16 protein-coding genes and 1 other RNA gene are annotated in these 15346 nt (G+C 37.0%); 7 read left to right on the top strand and 10 right to left on the bottom strand.

What is annotated here, in order from left to right:
• Positions 1–21: 21 nt before the first annotated feature.
• From BUL40_RS11360 to BUL40_RS11350, 3 genes are read right to left on the bottom strand one after another with little or no spacing between them, the layout of a single operon-like run.
• The gene (locus BUL40_RS11360) at positions 22–369 is read right to left on the bottom strand and encodes a carboxymuconolactone decarboxylase family protein (RefSeq protein ID WP_080319361.1); all 348 of its coding nucleotides are present in this window, start codon (positions 367–369) and stop codon (positions 22–24) included.
• Complete coding sequence (tatC, locus tag BUL40_RS11355; RefSeq protein ID WP_010520098.1) at positions 359–1198, bottom strand: twin-arginine translocase subunit TatC; 840 nt, start codon at positions 1196–1198, stop codon at positions 359–361. Before tatC ends, BUL40_RS11360 begins: the two co-directional genes overlap by 11 nt.
• A complete protein-coding gene (locus BUL40_RS11350; protein WP_080319360.1) occupies positions 1198–2163 on the bottom strand; it encodes a KpsF/GutQ family sugar-phosphate isomerase in 966 nt (321 codons plus the stop codon). The genes tatC and BUL40_RS11350 overlap by 1 nt, the downstream gene beginning before the upstream one ends.
• Before the next feature lie 169 nt (positions 2164–2332).
• Between BUL40_RS11350 and BUL40_RS11345 the strand changes: the two genes are divergently transcribed.
• Complete coding sequence (locus BUL40_RS11345; protein ID WP_080319359.1) at positions 2333–4534, top strand: RecQ family ATP-dependent DNA helicase; 2202 nt, start codon at positions 2333–2335, stop codon at positions 4532–4534.
• Positions 4535–4616: 82 nt separating this feature from the next.
• On the opposite strand, the gene BUL40_RS11340 is transcribed toward BUL40_RS11345, so the two are convergent.
• From BUL40_RS11340 to BUL40_RS11330, 3 genes are read right to left on the bottom strand one after another with little or no spacing between them, the layout of a single operon-like run.
• Positions 4617–4928, bottom strand: coding sequence for a CCC motif membrane protein (locus BUL40_RS11340; protein ID WP_010520101.1), 312 nt, complete (start codon positions 4926–4928; stop codon positions 4617–4619).
• A gap of 9 nt (positions 4929–4937) precedes the next feature.
• Positions 4938–5267 carry a CCC motif membrane protein gene (locus tag BUL40_RS11335; RefSeq protein WP_010520102.1) on the bottom strand — a complete coding sequence of 110 codons (330 nt, stop codon included), beginning with the start codon at positions 5265–5267 and terminating at the stop codon, positions 4938–4940.
• Between the two features lie 12 nt (positions 5268–5279).
• The gene (locus tag BUL40_RS11330; protein ID WP_010520103.1) at positions 5280–5576 is read right to left on the bottom strand and encodes a DUF2752 domain-containing protein; all 297 of its coding nucleotides are present in this window, start codon (positions 5574–5576) and stop codon (positions 5280–5282) included.
• Positions 5577–5651: 75 nt separating this feature from the next.
• On the opposite strand from BUL40_RS11330, the gene BUL40_RS11325 reads away from it, so the two are divergent.
• The gene (locus BUL40_RS11325; RefSeq protein ID WP_080319358.1) at positions 5652–6194 is read left to right on the top strand and encodes a Smr/MutS family protein; all 543 of its coding nucleotides are present in this window, start codon (positions 5652–5654) and stop codon (positions 6192–6194) included.
• Here the strand turns inward: BUL40_RS11325 and BUL40_RS11320 are convergent.
• Positions 6191–6691 carry a hypothetical protein gene (locus BUL40_RS11320; RefSeq protein ID WP_244901867.1) on the bottom strand — a complete coding sequence of 167 codons (501 nt, stop codon included), beginning with the start codon at positions 6689–6691 and terminating at the stop codon, positions 6191–6193. The genes BUL40_RS11325 and BUL40_RS11320 overlap by 4 nt on opposite strands.
• Before the next feature lie 115 nt (positions 6692–6806).
• Between BUL40_RS11320 and BUL40_RS11315 the strand changes: the two genes are divergently transcribed.
• The gene (locus tag BUL40_RS11315; protein ID WP_080319356.1) at positions 6807–7955 is read left to right on the top strand and encodes a cysteine desulfurase family protein; all 1149 of its coding nucleotides are present in this window, start codon (positions 6807–6809) and stop codon (positions 7953–7955) included.
• On the opposite strand, the gene BUL40_RS11310 is transcribed toward BUL40_RS11315, so the two are convergent.
• The 3 genes from BUL40_RS11310 to BUL40_RS11300 are packed head-to-tail and all read right to left on the bottom strand — an operon-like array spanning position 7956 to position 12784.
• Positions 7956–8579 (bottom strand): hypothetical protein, encoded by a 624-nt coding sequence (locus tag BUL40_RS11310; RefSeq protein WP_176465476.1) that lies wholly within the window; start codon positions 8577–8579, stop codon positions 7956–7958.
• Positions 8580–8613: 34 nt separating this feature from the next.
• Positions 8614–11115, bottom strand: a complete 2502-nt coding sequence (locus tag BUL40_RS11305) for a TonB-dependent receptor (protein ID WP_080319354.1) — start codon at positions 11113–11115, stop codon at positions 8614–8616.
• Entirely contained in the window at positions 11090–12784 is a 1695-nt protein-coding gene (locus BUL40_RS11300; protein ID WP_080319353.1) for a M23 family metallopeptidase, read from the bottom strand. The genes BUL40_RS11305 and BUL40_RS11300 overlap by 26 nt, the downstream gene beginning before the upstream one ends.
• A gap of 154 nt (positions 12785–12938) precedes the next feature.
• Here BUL40_RS11300 and BUL40_RS11295 point away from each other — a divergent pair, with 154 nt between their 5' ends.
• The 4 genes from BUL40_RS11295 (at position 12939) to rny (ending at position 15328) form a co-directional block, all read left to right on the top strand.
• Positions 12939–13229 carry a hypothetical protein gene (locus BUL40_RS11295; protein WP_080319352.1) on the top strand — a complete coding sequence of 97 codons (291 nt, stop codon included), beginning with the start codon at positions 12939–12941 and terminating at the stop codon, positions 13227–13229.
• A 16-nt stretch (positions 13230–13245) separates the two neighbouring features.
• Positions 13246–13542: a cell division protein ZapA gene (locus BUL40_RS11290; RefSeq protein ID WP_010520111.1), complete on the top strand. Its 297-nt coding sequence runs from the start codon at positions 13246–13248 to the stop codon at positions 13540–13542.
• Positions 13543–13597: 55 nt separating this feature from the next.
• A non-coding RNA gene (gene ssrS, locus BUL40_RS11285) (6S RNA) lies at positions 13598–13704 on the top strand.
• A 52-nt stretch (positions 13705–13756) separates the two neighbouring features.
• A complete protein-coding gene (rny, locus tag BUL40_RS11280) occupies positions 13757–15328 on the top strand; it encodes a ribonuclease Y (protein WP_010520112.1) in 1572 nt (523 codons plus the stop codon).
• Positions 15329–15346 lie beyond the last annotated feature (18 nt).

The following is a 15346-nucleotide window of genomic DNA, read 5'->3' as shown; positions in this document are numbered from 1 at the left end:
AGACATCTGTTTTGGAAAAAATTAAGCTTCGGTTTCTAATTCTTCCCAATATTCATAAGCTCTTCTAAGGTGTGGTATCACAATTGTGCCCCCAATTAAAGTTGCAATACCTAAAGTTTCCATTACTTCTTCTTTGGATGCACCATGTTCCTTAGAGCTTTCCAAATGGTATTTTACGCAATCATCGCAACGCAAAACCGCAGATGCCACCAAACCAAGAAGCTCTTTAGTTTTTACATCTAAAGCACCGGCCATAAATGCATTGGTGTCTAGATTAAAAATACGTTTTATAATCTTGTTATTATCTGCCAAAATTTTCTCGTTCATTTTGGCTCTGTACGCATTAAATTCTTCAACTTTATTTGCCATTTTTAGCAGTTTTTTCTTTTTTAATCTGTCTTTTTATAACCAATTTGCTAATATAAATACTAACCTGATATAATATAAGAACCGGTATGGCCACTACAATTTGGCTAGCAACGTCTGGTGGGGTAATAACAGCGGAAAGTATTAATACCACTACCAAAGCAATTTTTCTGTATTTCTTTAATATTTCTGGTGTTACCAAGCCAATCTTTGTAAGGAAAAATATAATTATAGGTAATTCGAACATAATACCACAAGCTATCACAGAAGCCCTTACCGTGGCAATGAACGAACTTATATCTATTTCATTGGTAACCTCTTGACTCACTTGATAGGTACCCAAGAAATTTATAGATAAAGGAGCTACTACATAGTAACCAAAAAGTACACCCATAAAAAACAACATGGATGCAGCAAATATGAAGCCTTTGGAATATTTGCGTTCGTTTTCGTAGAGTCCTGGACTTATAAAACGCCATAATTCCCACAATAGATAGGGGAAACCCACAATAAAACCGGCCCAGATTGAGGTCCAAATATGAGCGGAAAACTGACCTGCCATGGTACGGTTTTGAATGGTAAACGGAAGTGATTCTCCGCAAAATTCAGAATCAATACCAAAAAAAGTGGCTATTTTACAGAAGAACCTGTAAGTAGGAAAATCCATTTTTTTGGGACCAAATATGATGGTGTCAAATATAAAGTCTTTCATTATAAATGCCACGCAACCCACAATGACCACAGCCAAGGTAGAGCGTATCAAATGCCATCTAAGTTCTTCTAAATGGTCTAGGAAAGACATTTCGTTTGGGTCGTTTGCAACTTTTGCCATTACGCAATTCCTTCGTTTATAAGATTATGAATGTGTACCACACCCAGGTATTGCTTTTTGTCTTGGACCAATAATTGGGAAATTCCGTTGGCACGCAAGGTTTCCATAGCTTTTACGGCAAGTACATTTGGTTCTATGGTTTTTGGCCTTTTTGTCATAATATCTTTTGCCTGTAAACCACTAATATCGTCATGTTTGCTCAACATTCTTCTAATGTCGCCATCTGTTACCACACCAACCAGTTGGTCTTTATCTAGAACAGCGGTTACGCCAAGCATTTTTTTAGATATTTCTACAATCACCTCTTTAACGCTAGCATTTATAGCTACGGCTGGTTTTTGGTTGTTGTTCAACAAATCTGAAACTCGTAGGTATAATTTCTTGCCTAAAGAGCCACCCGGGTGGTATTTTGCAAAGTCTTCTTTCCCAAAACCTCTTAATTGTAGTAATGATATGGCCAAGGCGTCTCCCATTACCAATTGGGCGGTGGTACTGGTGGTAGGGGCCAGATTGTTTGGGCAGGCCTCTTTTTCTACAAAAGTATTGAGTACATAGTCTGCTTGTTTGGCCAAAGTAGATTGTAAATTGCCAGTTAATCCAATCAACAAATTTTCTCCTCTTTTGATAAGGGGAATCAACATTTTAATTTCTTCCGTGTTTCCACTTTTGGATAAGCAAATAACTATGTCGTTTTTTTGGATAGTGCCCAAATCACCATGAATAGCATCTGCCGCATGCATAAATATTGCTGGTGTTCCGGTAGAGTTAAGGGTAGCTACTATTTTGTTTGCTATAAGAGCACTTTTTCCAACTCCAGTAACCACAACTCGCCCTTCGGATTGTAAAATAGCCTTTACCGTGGCCTCAAAATTTGAATCTAAATAGGGTAATAAGTCCAGAATTGCCTCTCCTTCGTTTTTGATTACCGTTCTTGCAATTTCTAAAATAGCTTGTTTAGCGCTCAATGTTATCTGTAATATCGGTGTTAATCTAAAAGAATGTGTTATCTTTAAGTTTACAAAATTAAACAAACAAATCTGTATATAGGATATAAAAGGGCGCTGGAAACAAACACTGACCAATCTTTCCATTTTAATCTAAATTTGCCGTACCTTTTTAAAGTAATTATAGAGAATGAGTGCTAGTGCAATGGAATTACAAGAGGCATTAAAGAAATACTTTGGTTTCTCACAATTTAAAGGACTTCAAGAACAAGTTATAAGCAACATTTTAGGTGATAACGACACTTTTGTTATCATGCCCACGGGTGGAGGTAAATCTTTATGTTACCAATTACCTGCTTTAATGAAAGAAGGAACCGCTATAGTGGTTTCTCCATTAATAGCGCTGATGAAAAATCAAGTGGATGCCATAAGGGGAGTTTCATCAGAAGAAGGTATTGCCCATGTTCTGAACTCTTCTTTGAACAAGACCGAGATTAAAAAGGTAAAGAGTGATATTACCAATGGGGTTACCAAACTACTTTACGTGGCTCCGGAATCGCTGACCAAGGAAGAAAACATCGAGTTTTTTAATGGGGTTGCCATTTCATTTGTTGCGGTAGATGAGGCGCACTGTATATCTGAATGGGGTCATGATTTTAGACCAGAATACCGAAACCTAAGAAAAATTATAAGCCGTTTAGGCGATAATATTCCAATTATTGGATTAACTGCAACAGCAACACCAAAAGTGCAAGAAGACATTATTAAGAATCTTGGTATGGTAGATGCCAAGGTTTTTAAAGCTTCTTTTAACAGGCCAAATTTGTTTTATGAGGTACGTCCTAAAACAAAAAATGTAGATGCAGATATCATCCGCTTTGTAAAGCAGAATAGTGGTAAATCTGGTATCGTATATTGTCTTAGTAGAAAGAAAGTAGAAGAGCTGGCACAAGTACTTCAAGTAAACGGTATAAGTGCAGTTCCATATCATGCGGGCTTTGATGCCAAAACAAGGGCTAAGTACCAAGATATGTTTTTGATGGAAGATGTAGATGTGGTGGTGGCTACCATTGCCTTTGGTATGGGAATAGATAAACCAGATGTACGCTTTGTAATACATCATGATATACCAAAAAGTATAGAGAGCTATTACCAGGAAACCGGTAGGGCAGGTAGAGACGGCGGCGAAGGCCATTGTTTGGCCTATTATGCCTATAAAGACGTAGAAAAATTAGAGAAATTCATGTCTGGCAAGCCAGTGGCAGAACAAGAGATTGGGCAAGCTTTACTGCAAGAAATCGTAGCTTATGCAGAGACTTCTATGTCTAGGCGTAAATTTATTCTTCATTATTTTGGGGAGGAGTTTGATGCAGTGAATGGGGAAGGCGCGGATATGGATGACAACGCTAGAAATCCGAAGCCAAAAGAGGAGGCAAAAGACAATGTGGTTAAGTTGCTAAGAACAGTAAAAGAGACCAACGAAAAATTTAAAACCAAAGAAATTGTAAATACGCTTATTGGTAAAACCAACGCGCTTATAACCAGTCATAAAACAGACGAGCGTGAAGTTTTTGGTATAGGTAAGGATAAAGACGCGTTCTATTGGAAGGCATTGTCCAGGCAAACAATCGTTGCCGGATTAATGAAAAAAGAAATTGAGAGATACGGTGTCTTAAGTCTAACAAAAGAAGGGGAAGCTTTTTTAGCGCAACCAACTTCTTTTTTGATGACATTAGATCATGAGTATTCTGAAGCCAGTGATGATACTATAGTAACCGCTGGAAAAGGTAGCGCTAATGTAGCAGATGAAGCCTTGCTTAAGTTATTAAAAGACTTGCGTAAGAAGGAGGCAAAGAAAAACGATGTACCACCTTTTGTAGTATTTCAAGACCCTTCTCTAGAAGATATGGCTTTAAAGTATCCTATTTCTATGGAAGAACTTTTGAATATTCATGGTGTTGGAGAGGGGAAAGCTAAAAAATATGGAAAACCTTTCATTTCTTTAATAAATAATTACGTAGAAGAGAACGACATTGTTAGACCAGATGATTTGGTAGTAAAAAGTACCGGTGCCAATTCTGGGCTAAAATTATATATCATTCAAAATGTTGATAGAAAACTACCGTTGGATGATATTGCCTCTGCAAAAGGTTTGGAATTACCAGAGTTGATAAAAGAGATGGAGCAAATTGTATTTAGTGGCACCAAATTGAATTTGAACTACTGGATAGATGAAATACTGGATGAGGACCAGCAAGAAGAAATACACGAGTATTTTCTAGAGGCCGAAACCGATACTATTTCTGCGGCCATGGAGGAGTTTGATGGAGACTATGAAGACGAAGAATTACGTTTGTACCGCCTTAAGTTTATGAGCGAAGTGGCCAATTAACGCACACTTAGATTCCTAAAATTTAAAAAGCCCTGAAAGTATTTTCAGGGCTTTTTCTATTATAAGGTTTTTACTAACCAAATTAATAGGTGCCAAAATCATCTTGATTTACAATAAAAGCGATTATGGCTCCAAAATAGATTATAGTTATCAATATGCCTATTATAGACAATATTAAGCCTATCCAAGATAGCACCTTTCCTGTTTTAACATTACTATAATCCGTATAGCTATTGGGATTTTCTAGATATAATCTTTCTGCACTTTTGGCCTTTACCAAACCAATAATACTGAATACTGCGGCAAATGGGCCACAACATAAAAAGAAAGAAACTATAGAAATTATACCCATGGTAAGTGCGGTACTTGCACCAGGTAACGGTTCATTTTGCATTTAATAGGATTAAGGTTGTTCAAGTCCCCATTGTTCTAAAAGCTCTCTAGACTGCTCCATACTTTGCTCAAAGTCGCCAGTTGCAATAACATAAATTAGTCTTGCTACCATTAAAACGTTCAGTATTAGCGCAATTAAAGCAAGAATTTTATAGGTTTTTGCTTGGCTACCGTTCGCATAAAGTTCTGGGTTGGCTTTGTATAGACCTTCAGTCTTGTTGGCCATATAAAATGCTATTGCAGAAGGTATAATACCAAGACCTGAAAAACAACAGCATAAATAGCCAAAAATACTTAGGACGATTATGGCCGTGCCATTAGGTAATTTTTGTTGTTCCATAAATTTTGAGGTTTAATTGATTAATTTAATAGTATAGTTGATTAGAATTAAAGCCACACTCGTAATGCCTAATCCTAAGATTAAGGTGCTGCTTATATTTGCTTTAAACAATTTTTCTGCCACAACCAAAATCAAAAGTGGAATAAGGGTGTAAATAGCAGGGTACATGTAAAACGCCTCTAAAAATTCACCTTTAAGCAAAAAGGCAATAGAACGCTGTAACCCACAGCCTGGGCAATCAAAACCCAAAACTTTTTTGGTCATACAAGGAAGCATGTATTTCTCTAAAGATGCATGTAGGGCTAACATAGAAATTAAAATTCCGTTTTACTGCGGTTCAAATTACTACTATTTTTGAACTCGGAAAATGAAATCTTGTTTTTTATGACGTTTCAATTTGCAATAGGAGATACCGTAGAAGTTTTGGACGAACCCATTAAAGGTGTTGTAGTGGGTATGGTTGGGAATACAATTACGATAGAAACTACGGATGGTTTTCCCTTGAATTTTGAAGCAAATCAATTAGTAAAATTGGGAGCGGAAATCAAGGTTAGTAATTTGGAAGCGTTTAGGGTACAAAAAGAGAAGGATAAACCGCTCAAAAAGCGGAAGAGCGTGCCCAAGCCTAAAGAACGTAATGCACCAAAGATGGAGGTGGACCTGCACATTCATCAACTAACCAACCAAACAAGAGGCCTTTCTAATTTTGACATTCTCAACATACAATTAGATACGGCTAAGCGCCAGCTAGAATTTGCAATGAACAAAAAAATCCAAAAGGTTGTATTTATACACGGGGTAGGCGCTGGGGTTTTAAAAGAAGAACTTAAATACCTATTTGGAAGGTATGATAATGTAACCTCATACGATGCGGACTACAAAAAGTATGGTTTGGGAGCAACAGAAGTGTATATTAAACAAGCTTAGTTACTACTGGTTTGTACGGTACCAAAATCTGTAATAGTTAAGTCCGTAATACGTTCTCCTTGTTCATTTATCAAAGTGATGTCTTGTAATTGTATGGTATGCTCAAAAGTTACAGAATCTATGGCCACTGTATTAATTAATACACTACCGCCGGTTGCTTCAATTTCTTCCGTAACTACTGGTTCAATAGGTGGAATTTCGTCGCAGAAATAACCACTTGAAACGGCGTCCGAAAAAATTCTATACGTTAAAGTTGAGGTGCCAATGTTGCTGGATATGGTTTCTGTGCTGGCCTCATTTTTTAACAATCCACTAGCAAGGTTCAGTATTAAGGCCTCATCGTCATTTATTTTAAAAAAAACACGCGAACTAGTGGTAAGGGTACCACAATTCTGTGCGGTAACGCTATCAAAATCTATGGTTTCTATCTGTAAATCACCATCGCTACAATTATACAAGAATACCGCTATACCTATTAAAGACAAGAATTTTTTCATGGTGTCAAAAGTAAAGGAAAACCGTGGTACAATTGAAAAAGGTAGATTCATTTTTAAAAGAAATTAACGTAAATATGGCTACTTTTGCAGCTTTGGATAGCTAAAATTTAAGAAGATGCAGCAGGTTTATTTAGATAATGCAGCTACTACAAAGGTTAGAAAAGAAGTGGTGGAAAAAATGCAAGAGGCATTGGCCAACACCTACGGTAACCCCAGCTCTACCCACAGTTTTGGCCGCTCTGCCAAAACGGTGGTAGAAAAAGCGCGCAAGACCATTGCTAAATATATTAATGCGCATCCTTCAGAAATCATTTTCACTTCTGGTGGTACAGAGGCAGATAATATGATTTTAAGATGTGCGGTAAGGGATTTAGGGGTTAAGACCATTATTACTTCTAAAATAGAACACCATGCCGTTCTGCATACGGTAGAAGAGCTTACCAAAGAATATGCTATAAATCTTGTTTTTGTAGAATTAGATGCCCATGGTAATCCAGATTACCAACATTTGGAGGAATTATTAAAAGCAGACGATTCCAAAAAGTTGGTAAGTCTTATGCACGTAAACAATGAGATTGGAAATATCTTGGACTTGGATAGAGTTGGTGATTTATGTGAAGCTAACGGAGCTTATTTTCATTCAGATACGGTACAGTCATTAGGGCACTATAGTTGGGATTTTGCATCTAGTAAAGTACATTTTTTAACAGCTGCCGCCCACAAATTTCATGGTCCTAAGGGAATTGGTTTTGCCGTGATCAAAAGAAATTCGGGTTTAAAACCTTTAATAGTAGGCGGTTCACAAGAACGGGGGTTTAGGGCCGGTACGGAGTCTTTTCATAATATTGTAGGTTTAGAAACTGCTTTTGTTACTTCTTATGATAAGCTAGAGGAAGAAATGAACTATGTAAAAGGGTTAAAGCAGCATTTTATTACAGAGATGGAAAAGGCTTTGCCTGGTGTGGTTTTTAATGGTCATTCTGGCGATATGGGAAAAAGTACTTACACTCTTGTAAATGCAAGATTACCTTTTGATGCGCAAAAATCCTTGATGTTGTTGTTTCATTTAGATTTAAAAGGTATAGCTTGCTCAAAGGGTAGTGCTTGCCAAAGTGGGTCTGATTTGGGCTCACATGTACTTACCGAAATCTTACCTGATGAGGAACTAAAAAAGCCATCCGTACGATTTTCCTTTTCTAAATACAATACTAAGGAAGAATTGGATTATGCAATCAACGTATTAAAAGAATTTGCGGCTAATTAATTAGTTCCCTTTTTTACGTTTTTTTTCCCGATCGTAAGGAAATTTTCTAGAAGCGGCTTTCATCATTTTATCAATAAGTTCCGTGGTGTTCTTGCCTGTTTTTTTGTCTATGGTTTTTTCATATTTCCATAGTAGTTTACCAGTTTCACCATCGCTTATTTTTAAACCGATTCTACCGTAATTGGCATCGCTTCGAAAGTAATCAAAGAAACTAAAATCCGTTGAGACACCTTTGGATAATAAGACGTTAAGGTCTAAACTTCCGCTAATAACCCCATCAACCCCTAAAATTTCTGACAATTCCTTTGTGCTGTAAACGTCCAAGTTGCTATAATCAATTCCTTTTTTTGCCAAGATGCTATTGGTCTCTTTGGTGTTCTGGAAATCTACGTTGAATTTCTTTTTCTTTTTCCGAATAGAAAAATAGGTCTCTAAAGCATTTTGCACGGCATAAGCTTCTCTTTGTGTAAGCGATTTTAGATCTTCTTCTCCGTTGGTTTGCTCTAGTTCTAGTTTGGTAATAAAAGGTAAAATAGCTAGCTCTTGGTGGTTGTTACTCAACTCATCAAACTTATTGCTTTCGTATATATTTTTTTGACCAAAGCCCATTAAACTTGTTAGCATTAGAAGTAACAAGCAGTTTATGCCTTTAGATATTTTAAAACCTTGCATTTAGTTTAATATTGAAAATCCTAGAAGTTAAATAATTGGGAACAGCATATTGGTTTTGGTTGGTTGCATCTCTAACCCAAGTATTAGTGATAGAATTCTGATTGTTGAATAGGTTAAAGATTTCAAAACCAACGGCTAGCTCCTTAAATGCGGATTGCCAATTTTTTTTCTTCCAGTTGGTATTAACGTCCGCAAAAATATAGGAAATTCCCAAATCTGCCCGTTTATAATCTCTTAATCTATTCTGAAAGTTATATGGATTTTCATAATTAGGAGAACCACCAGGAACCCCCGTGTTATAGACCAAATTAATATACAACCTTAGTTGTGGTAAGTTGGGCATGTAATCTTGAAATAGCATTGCCATTTTTAATCGTTGATCTGTTGGCCTAGCTATGTACCCTTCATCGTCCCAGTTCTCTTCGGTTTTAAGGTATCCTAGACTTACCCAAGACTCTATACCGGGCACAAAGGTTCCACTTAGTCTAAAATCTAGACCGTAGGCATAGGCTTTGGCAATATTTTCTGCCAAATATCTAATACGTACATCTTCTAATGTGTATGGGTTTACGTCACTCATTTTTTTATAATAGGCTTCACTTGTTAAGAAAAATGGTCTGTCCAAAAAACGAAAACTATATTCATTGCCCACAACAAAATGAGTAGACATTTGCGCTTTTACATTTGGGTTAACCTGGCCATCAAATCCCCTTAGTTCTCTGTAAAATGGCGGTTGTTGATAGCTTCCGACGGCTAACCTAAAGAGCATATCGGCATTCCAATTGGGTTTAACGGCTATTTGCGCCCTAGGGCTCCATATTATCTGTGATTTTGAGGTAGTGTTGCTGGGGTTCACATTCCACCAATGGGCGCGAACACCGCCATTTAAATAAATGGTATGTTCTTTCCATTCTGTTTGGGTAGACCATTGTGTAAAGGAAGTAATACGTTCGGTTTTTACCTGGTTGTAAGCAGCAATCCGCTCAAAAGGTAAAATAGGGGCATCATAAGGCTCAAACGGTTCATTGTTGGTAAACCCGCTATTCGGTGGTCTAATGATTACTCCCGCAGAGTCTAAAAACTCGGTTTCATTTAATTGGTCTCTAAAATCTTCTACCGTATACGTTATACCCCAATCTAATTGTTGTTCGTTTATTTTTAATTTACCTTTTTGGGCTACACTGTAAATTAAAGCATCTAATTCGTTTCTGGCTCTGTTGATTTGTCCGCCAATATTGGTTGCATTTACTATTGATCCAAAATTGGAACTATCGGCATTTGTTTCTACTGGGCCAAGTTCATAAGCCGCAATAACATCTGAAAATTCTTGTTCTAACGTATGGTAAATAGATGAGCTAAAGTCTAGTTTTAGGTTGTTGCTGACTAAAATGGACGAATTAAAGGCTAAGAATTCGGTTTGAAATTTAGTTTGTTCTTGCCCTTGGTAGTAGACGGCTAGCGCTCTGGGTTCTTGTATGGTGCCAAAATTGGTTTGCCTTGCCAATGGTTCATTTTGATAATCATTAACAGAGAAATTTCCTAGAAGACTAAAGCGAAGCCTTGTAGTTGGTTTAAAGGAGAGGTAGCTCTGCGCATCAAAAAATACAGGTTTTACATTGGTTTCTGTTTGTTGGCTATTGATAAAAAGGGAATTGTCCCTATAACGAACACCGCTAATAGAGCTCCACTTTCTGTTTTTGGTAATTGTTTCTATAGTGGTGGATGCATCAATTAAACTTGCGGCGGTTTTTAGACTAAACTTGGTGGGTTGCTTGTATCTAATATCCAAGACAGAAGACAGTTTGTCACCATATTTGGCTTGAAACCCCCCTGCGGAAAATTCTACGCTTTGTACCATATCTGGATTTACAAAACTGAAACCCTCTTGTTGTGCAGACCTTATTAAAAAGGGTTTGTATACTTGTATACCATTTACGTACACAAGATTTTCATCAAAATTACCACCTCTTACATTGTATTGTGTGCTTAACTCGTTATTAAAGGATACTCCAGGTAAAAGTTTTAAAATATTTTCTACTCCAGCATTGGCTCCTGGAATATTTCTGATAATTTCTGGAGAAACCGTGGTTACGCCTTTCAGTTTTTTTGTACCGTTTGGCGTAATTGTAACCCCCGCAACTTGAACCGTTTCCTTGCTCATTACAGGATTAAATTCAAAAGTTTCGTTGGTACTTAAAATGAGGTCTTTAAGAACTATTTTTTCAAAACCTATGTGGCTAAAAGAAATGGTAACCGCTTTATCTGCAACTACACCGAATAAATAACTACCGTCCTCGGCGGTGGTGGTACCTGTATTTCTATAACTTATAGCAACATCGGGTATGGGATTTTGGTTTTCATCTAAAACAATACCGGTAATTATGGCATCTTGGGCACCTATATTTATAAAGGAGAAAAGGAATACCAGCTTCAATAAAAATTGAAGCCCGTAAGACTTGCTTTTACTTTCTGTAGAATGTTTGCTCAAGAATAGTTGTATTGCCTACATTATCAATAACGGTTACTTTTAAATCACATTTTGTTGAAGTTAAAATTTTATCATCAAAGTTGTAGGTTATAGTTCTGGTTTTTGGCTCATATTCCATTAAAATCCATTCTCCGTTAAGGGTTGCGCAATAAGTATTGATCCCACTTAAATCGTCCGCAATGGTTAGGCTTAAATAATTGTAATTATTAAGCCATTTTTCTGCCTTAAAGTTTTTGGGCGTAATTACGGGCGGTGTGGTGTCTTTGGCCAAGGTATAAGTTCCAAAGGTTTTTGTTCTAGTTGTAAATGTATTGCCTCGCTTGTAGGTTTTGCTATAGCTGGGCATATTATCATTTTCTCGTATCCGAGCAATGAACATTTTTTTACGGTCTTCTAAATTGTATTTAGCTACATCAAAAGTTATGGTGAAATTTCTATGGGCAGCTACAGTGTTGTCATGAATTTTTACTGTATCCGCCCCTTTATCTAGGTCAATATAAAAATTATCATAGAAGACGTTTTCAGGAAAATAAACCTTTGCACCTCCTAAATCAAAACTATTTGGCTTGCTGGCAAGTATTAAATGGTCTGTTTTGCTAATATTTTTTTTAGATTTTATTGGCACTTTACTTCCTTTAATGGGTATTACAAGTTTGGTTTGGTTATGTTCAAAATCTTCTAAAAGAATTTCCACGGTATAATCCAAGCCATCTTGTATGTTAATTTTACCGTCTTGGTACAGCTTGCTGTAAATCCCTAATTTATTGGCAGGTTCTTTATATAGTTTTTGAACGCGCTGTTTGTACTTTCCAAAATGCTCATAATCTATAAGTGTATTTATGTAGCGACTTTCAGCAAAAGAAAAGGTTTCAAAGTCATACGCAGAATAGGTTTTACCATTTACTTTTTGTACCACGCTATAAATACCGTTTTTATTTGCGGCCATATCTTGCCGATCAAAACCATTAACCCCAAAACCTATGGTTCCAGATGCTTTTATTTCATCGGCCAGAAAAGTTCCGTCCGCTTGTTTTGAAAAGTTGAGCTGCAATTTATTTTCGCTACCATTTATTTGGGCATCATTAGATAACGGATATCCAAAGAGCCCCAAAAGGGTAGGGTTGGTTGCGTCTCTAACCTCGTAACCATACAGTAGCGGGTTGGTAGGCTTCTCCGTTACGCTACTTCTTATTTCAAAATGCAAATGAGGTCCAGAAGACCCACCAGTATTGCCACTATAGGCAATGATATCTCCTTTTTTTATTTTGAGTTCTCCATACTCGGGGAAAACTTCTATTTCATAAGACTTTTTCTGGTATTGTAATTTCTTGATATACGCTTCTATTTCTGGTCCAAACTTTTTCAAATGTGCATACACCGAGGTATATCCGTTTGGATGCGCTACATAAAGCGCTTTTCCATACCCCCAGTGCGATATCTTAATTCTTGTAACCGTACCATCTGCAATGCCATAAATTGGTAAGCCTTGTCTTAACTGTGTTTTAATATCTAAACCAGCATGAAAATGGTTAGACCGTAATTCGCCAAAAGTACCCGCAAGTACAATTGGAATATCCATTGGGGATCTAAAAAAATCTTGTGGATATTCTTTTTGGGCGTTAATAAGTTGTGTAACAGTTAAAAACAAAAGAAAAATGCGTGCTTGCATACAGTATGTACAATTTTGAGCACTAAAGTAACCAATAGGGGTTAAACAAAAAATTGAAGTTGTAACGGATAACGTTAAAAAGAATAATGCTAAAACTATTGCTTGATTTGTACAGGTATGTTATTTTTGTTTAAATACGCATTGTACTCTGCTTATGGCCGAACTTGTTGATTTAGTTGATTCTTTGGAAAACAAAATAAGCAAGCTTTTACATAAGTTAGAACTGCTTAAGCAAACCAATGAAGAATTGGAGCGCAATTTAGAGGTTCTAAAAAGTCAACGACAAGTAGATAAGGAGGTTTTGCTAGAATGGGAAGAAAAATATAAGTCCCTAAAGCTGGCAAGTACAATGGTGGGTGGTAATACAAACAAAACAGAGGCAAAGCTCAAGATAAACGCACTAATTAGGGAAATTGATAGCTGTATAGCGCAATTGGCAGAATAAGTGCACTATTAATTATATGGGAGAGAAGCTAAAAATTAAGCTTTCGATTGCGGATAGGGTTTACCCCTTAACCATAGATCCAAAACAAGAAGAAGGTCTGCGCAGAGCGGCTAAAAACATTGATATGTTGGCCAAAAAATTTGAGCAGAACTATGCTGTTAGAGATAAGCAAGACGTGCTTGCTATGTGTGCTTTACAGTTTGCTTCTAAAATTGAGCAAGGAGATATACAGGAGTCAGAGAGTGTAAAGGAAGCTAGGGAAAGGTTACGTGCCTTGGACCAGCTGGTTCGCTCTAAACTAACTGTAGAATAAGTTCTTTAAAATAAAATTACAGTTACTACCCACATTGGTACTTATTTTTTGACAAACTCAACACTAATACAATTAAAAAGGGTGAGTTTAGGTTGTAAAAGCAGGCCTTCTAGAAAGGATCCTTGATCAATCTGTTAACCCTAAACCTGTTTAAAGGAGTTTGTACAAAACTTCCGTCCAATGTGGGTTTTTTTTTAAATCAAACTAAATTGAAATGGATATAACACTAATTGGAATAATAGCTGCGGTGGTTGGCTTAGCCATAGGTTTTGGTATTGCCAAAATGTTAGAAAAAGGCAAGGCAACCCAAATTTTAGGTAATGCTAAAAAAGAAGCGGGCAAAATTATAGAAGATGCCAAGAAAGAAGGCGAAAACATTAAGAAGGATAAGATTTTTCAGGCCAAAGAGAAGTTTTTAGAGCTAAAGGCAGAGCATGAAAAGGTTATCATTAATAAAGACAAAAAAATTGCCGAAGCGGAAAAACGCACTAGGGACAAAGAATCTCAGGTTGGAAGTGAGCTAGCCAAGAATAAACGTCTAAAAGAACAATTAGAAGCAGAGCTTAAAGAGGTAGAATATAAAAGCGACATCTTAGAGAAAAAGCGTGCCGAAGTAGAAAAACTACACCGTAGTCAAGTGCAGCAACTAGAAGTTATTTCTGGGCTATCTGCAGACGAGGCAAAAGGGCAGTTGTTAGAGTCTTTGAAAGAAACAGCTAAAACAGATGCTATGGCATTTGTTCAAAGCACGTTAGAAGAAGCTAAACTTACAGCACAGCAAGAAGCAAGGAAAATAGTTATCAATACCATTCAACGCATAGGTACCGAAGAAGCCGTAGAAAACTGTGTTTCAGTATTTAATCTAGAATCCGATGACGTCAAAGGAAGGATCATAGGTAGGGAAGGTAGAAACATTCGCGCGATTGAGGCAGCTACAGGGGTAGAAATTATAGTAGATGATACTCCAGAAGCCATAATTTTATCCTGTTTTGATTCGGTACGGAGAGAAATAGCCAGATTATCATTACATAAACTGGTTACAGATGGTCGTATACACCCTGCAAGAATTGAAGAGGTTGTAAAAAAGACCGAAAAGCAAATTAACGAAGAGATAGCAGAAATTGGTAAGCGTACGGTTATCGATTTGGGTATTCATGGCTTACATCCAGAATTGATAAAAGCTGTAGGACGAATGAAATATAGGTCTTCTTACGGACAAAACTTACTGCAGCATTCTAGGGAAGTAGCTAAATTATGCGGTGTCATGGCGGCAGAGTTGGGTGTTAATCCTAAATTGGCCAAACGTGCAGGGTTATTACATGATATAGGTAAAGTACCTAATACAGAGGTAGAGATTGAAACACCACATGCTATTTTAGGAATGCAGTGGGCAGAAAAATATGGAGAGAAAAAAGAAGTGTGTAACGCAATTGGAGCCCACCATGATGAAATAGAAATGACAAGCTTGATTTCGCCAATTGTTCAGGTTTGTGATGCCATTAGTGGCGCTAGACCTGGCGCTAGAAGACAAGTACTGGATTCTTATATTCAACGTCTTAAAGATTTAGAAGATATTGCTTTTGGATTTACCGGTGTACAGAAGGCGTATGCGATACAAGCAGGTAGGGAACTACGTGTAATTGTAGAGAGTGAAAAGGTAAATGATGATCAGGCTGCTGAATTATCGTTTAATATTTCGCAAAAAATCCAAACGGATATGACTTATCCCGGTCAGGTTAAAATTACGGTTATACGAGAAACACGCTCTGTAAACGTAGCCAAATAATAAAAAAGCCCCGATGAT

The sequence above is a fragment of the Croceivirga radicis genome (assembly GCF_002072105.2).
Classification (GTDB): domain Bacteria; phylum Bacteroidota; class Bacteroidia; order Flavobacteriales; family Flavobacteriaceae; genus Croceivirga; species Croceivirga radicis.
This window is presented reverse-complemented; position numbering and strand designations above follow the sequence as displayed.

What these genes read in the sequence shown, in the direction of transcription:
- BUL40_RS11360 (WP_080319361.1), bottom strand. Translation starts at nt 369, where the DNA reads ATGGCAAATAAAGTTGAAGAATTTAATGCGTACAGAGCCAAAATGAAC.
- tatC (WP_010520098.1), bottom strand. Translation starts at nt 1,198, where the DNA reads ATGGCAAAAGTTGCAAACGACCCAAACGAAATGTCTTTCCTAGACCAT.
- BUL40_RS11345 (WP_080319359.1), top strand. Translation starts at nt 2,333, where the DNA reads ATGAGTGCTAGTGCAATGGAATTACAAGAGGCATTAAAGAAATACTTT.
- BUL40_RS11340 (WP_010520101.1), bottom strand. Translation starts at nt 4,928, where the DNA reads ATGCAAAATGAACCGTTACCTGGTGCAAGTACCGCACTTACCATGGGT.
- BUL40_RS11335 (WP_010520102.1), bottom strand. Translation starts at nt 5,267, where the DNA reads ATGGAACAACAAAAATTACCTAATGGCACGGCCATAATCGTCCTAAGT.
- BUL40_RS11330 (WP_010520103.1), bottom strand. Translation starts at nt 5,576, where the DNA reads ATGTTAGCCCTACATGCATCTTTAGAGAAATACATGCTTCCTTGTATG.
- BUL40_RS11325 (WP_080319358.1), top strand. Translation starts at nt 5,652, where the DNA reads ATGACGTTTCAATTTGCAATAGGAGATACCGTAGAAGTTTTGGACGAA.
- BUL40_RS11320 (WP_244901867.1), bottom strand. Translation starts at nt 6,691, where the DNA reads ATGAAAAAATTCTTGTCTTTAATAGGTATAGCGGTATTCTTGTATAAT.
- BUL40_RS11315 (WP_080319356.1), top strand. Translation starts at nt 6,807, where the DNA reads ATGCAGCAGGTTTATTTAGATAATGCAGCTACTACAAAGGTTAGAAAA.
- BUL40_RS11310 (WP_176465476.1), bottom strand. Translation starts at nt 8,579, where the DNA reads ATGCTAACAAGTTTAATGGGCTTTGGTCAAAAAAATATATACGAAAGC.
- BUL40_RS11300 (WP_080319353.1), bottom strand. Translation starts at nt 12,784, where the DNA reads ATGCAAGCACGCATTTTTCTTTTGTTTTTAACTGTTACACAACTTATT.
- BUL40_RS11295 (WP_080319352.1), top strand. Translation starts at nt 12,939, where the DNA reads ATGGCCGAACTTGTTGATTTAGTTGATTCTTTGGAAAACAAAATAAGC.
- BUL40_RS11290 (WP_010520111.1), top strand. Translation starts at nt 13,246, where the DNA reads ATGGGAGAGAAGCTAAAAATTAAGCTTTCGATTGCGGATAGGGTTTAC.
- rny (WP_010520112.1), top strand. Translation starts at nt 13,757, where the DNA reads ATGGATATAACACTAATTGGAATAATAGCTGCGGTGGTTGGCTTAGCC.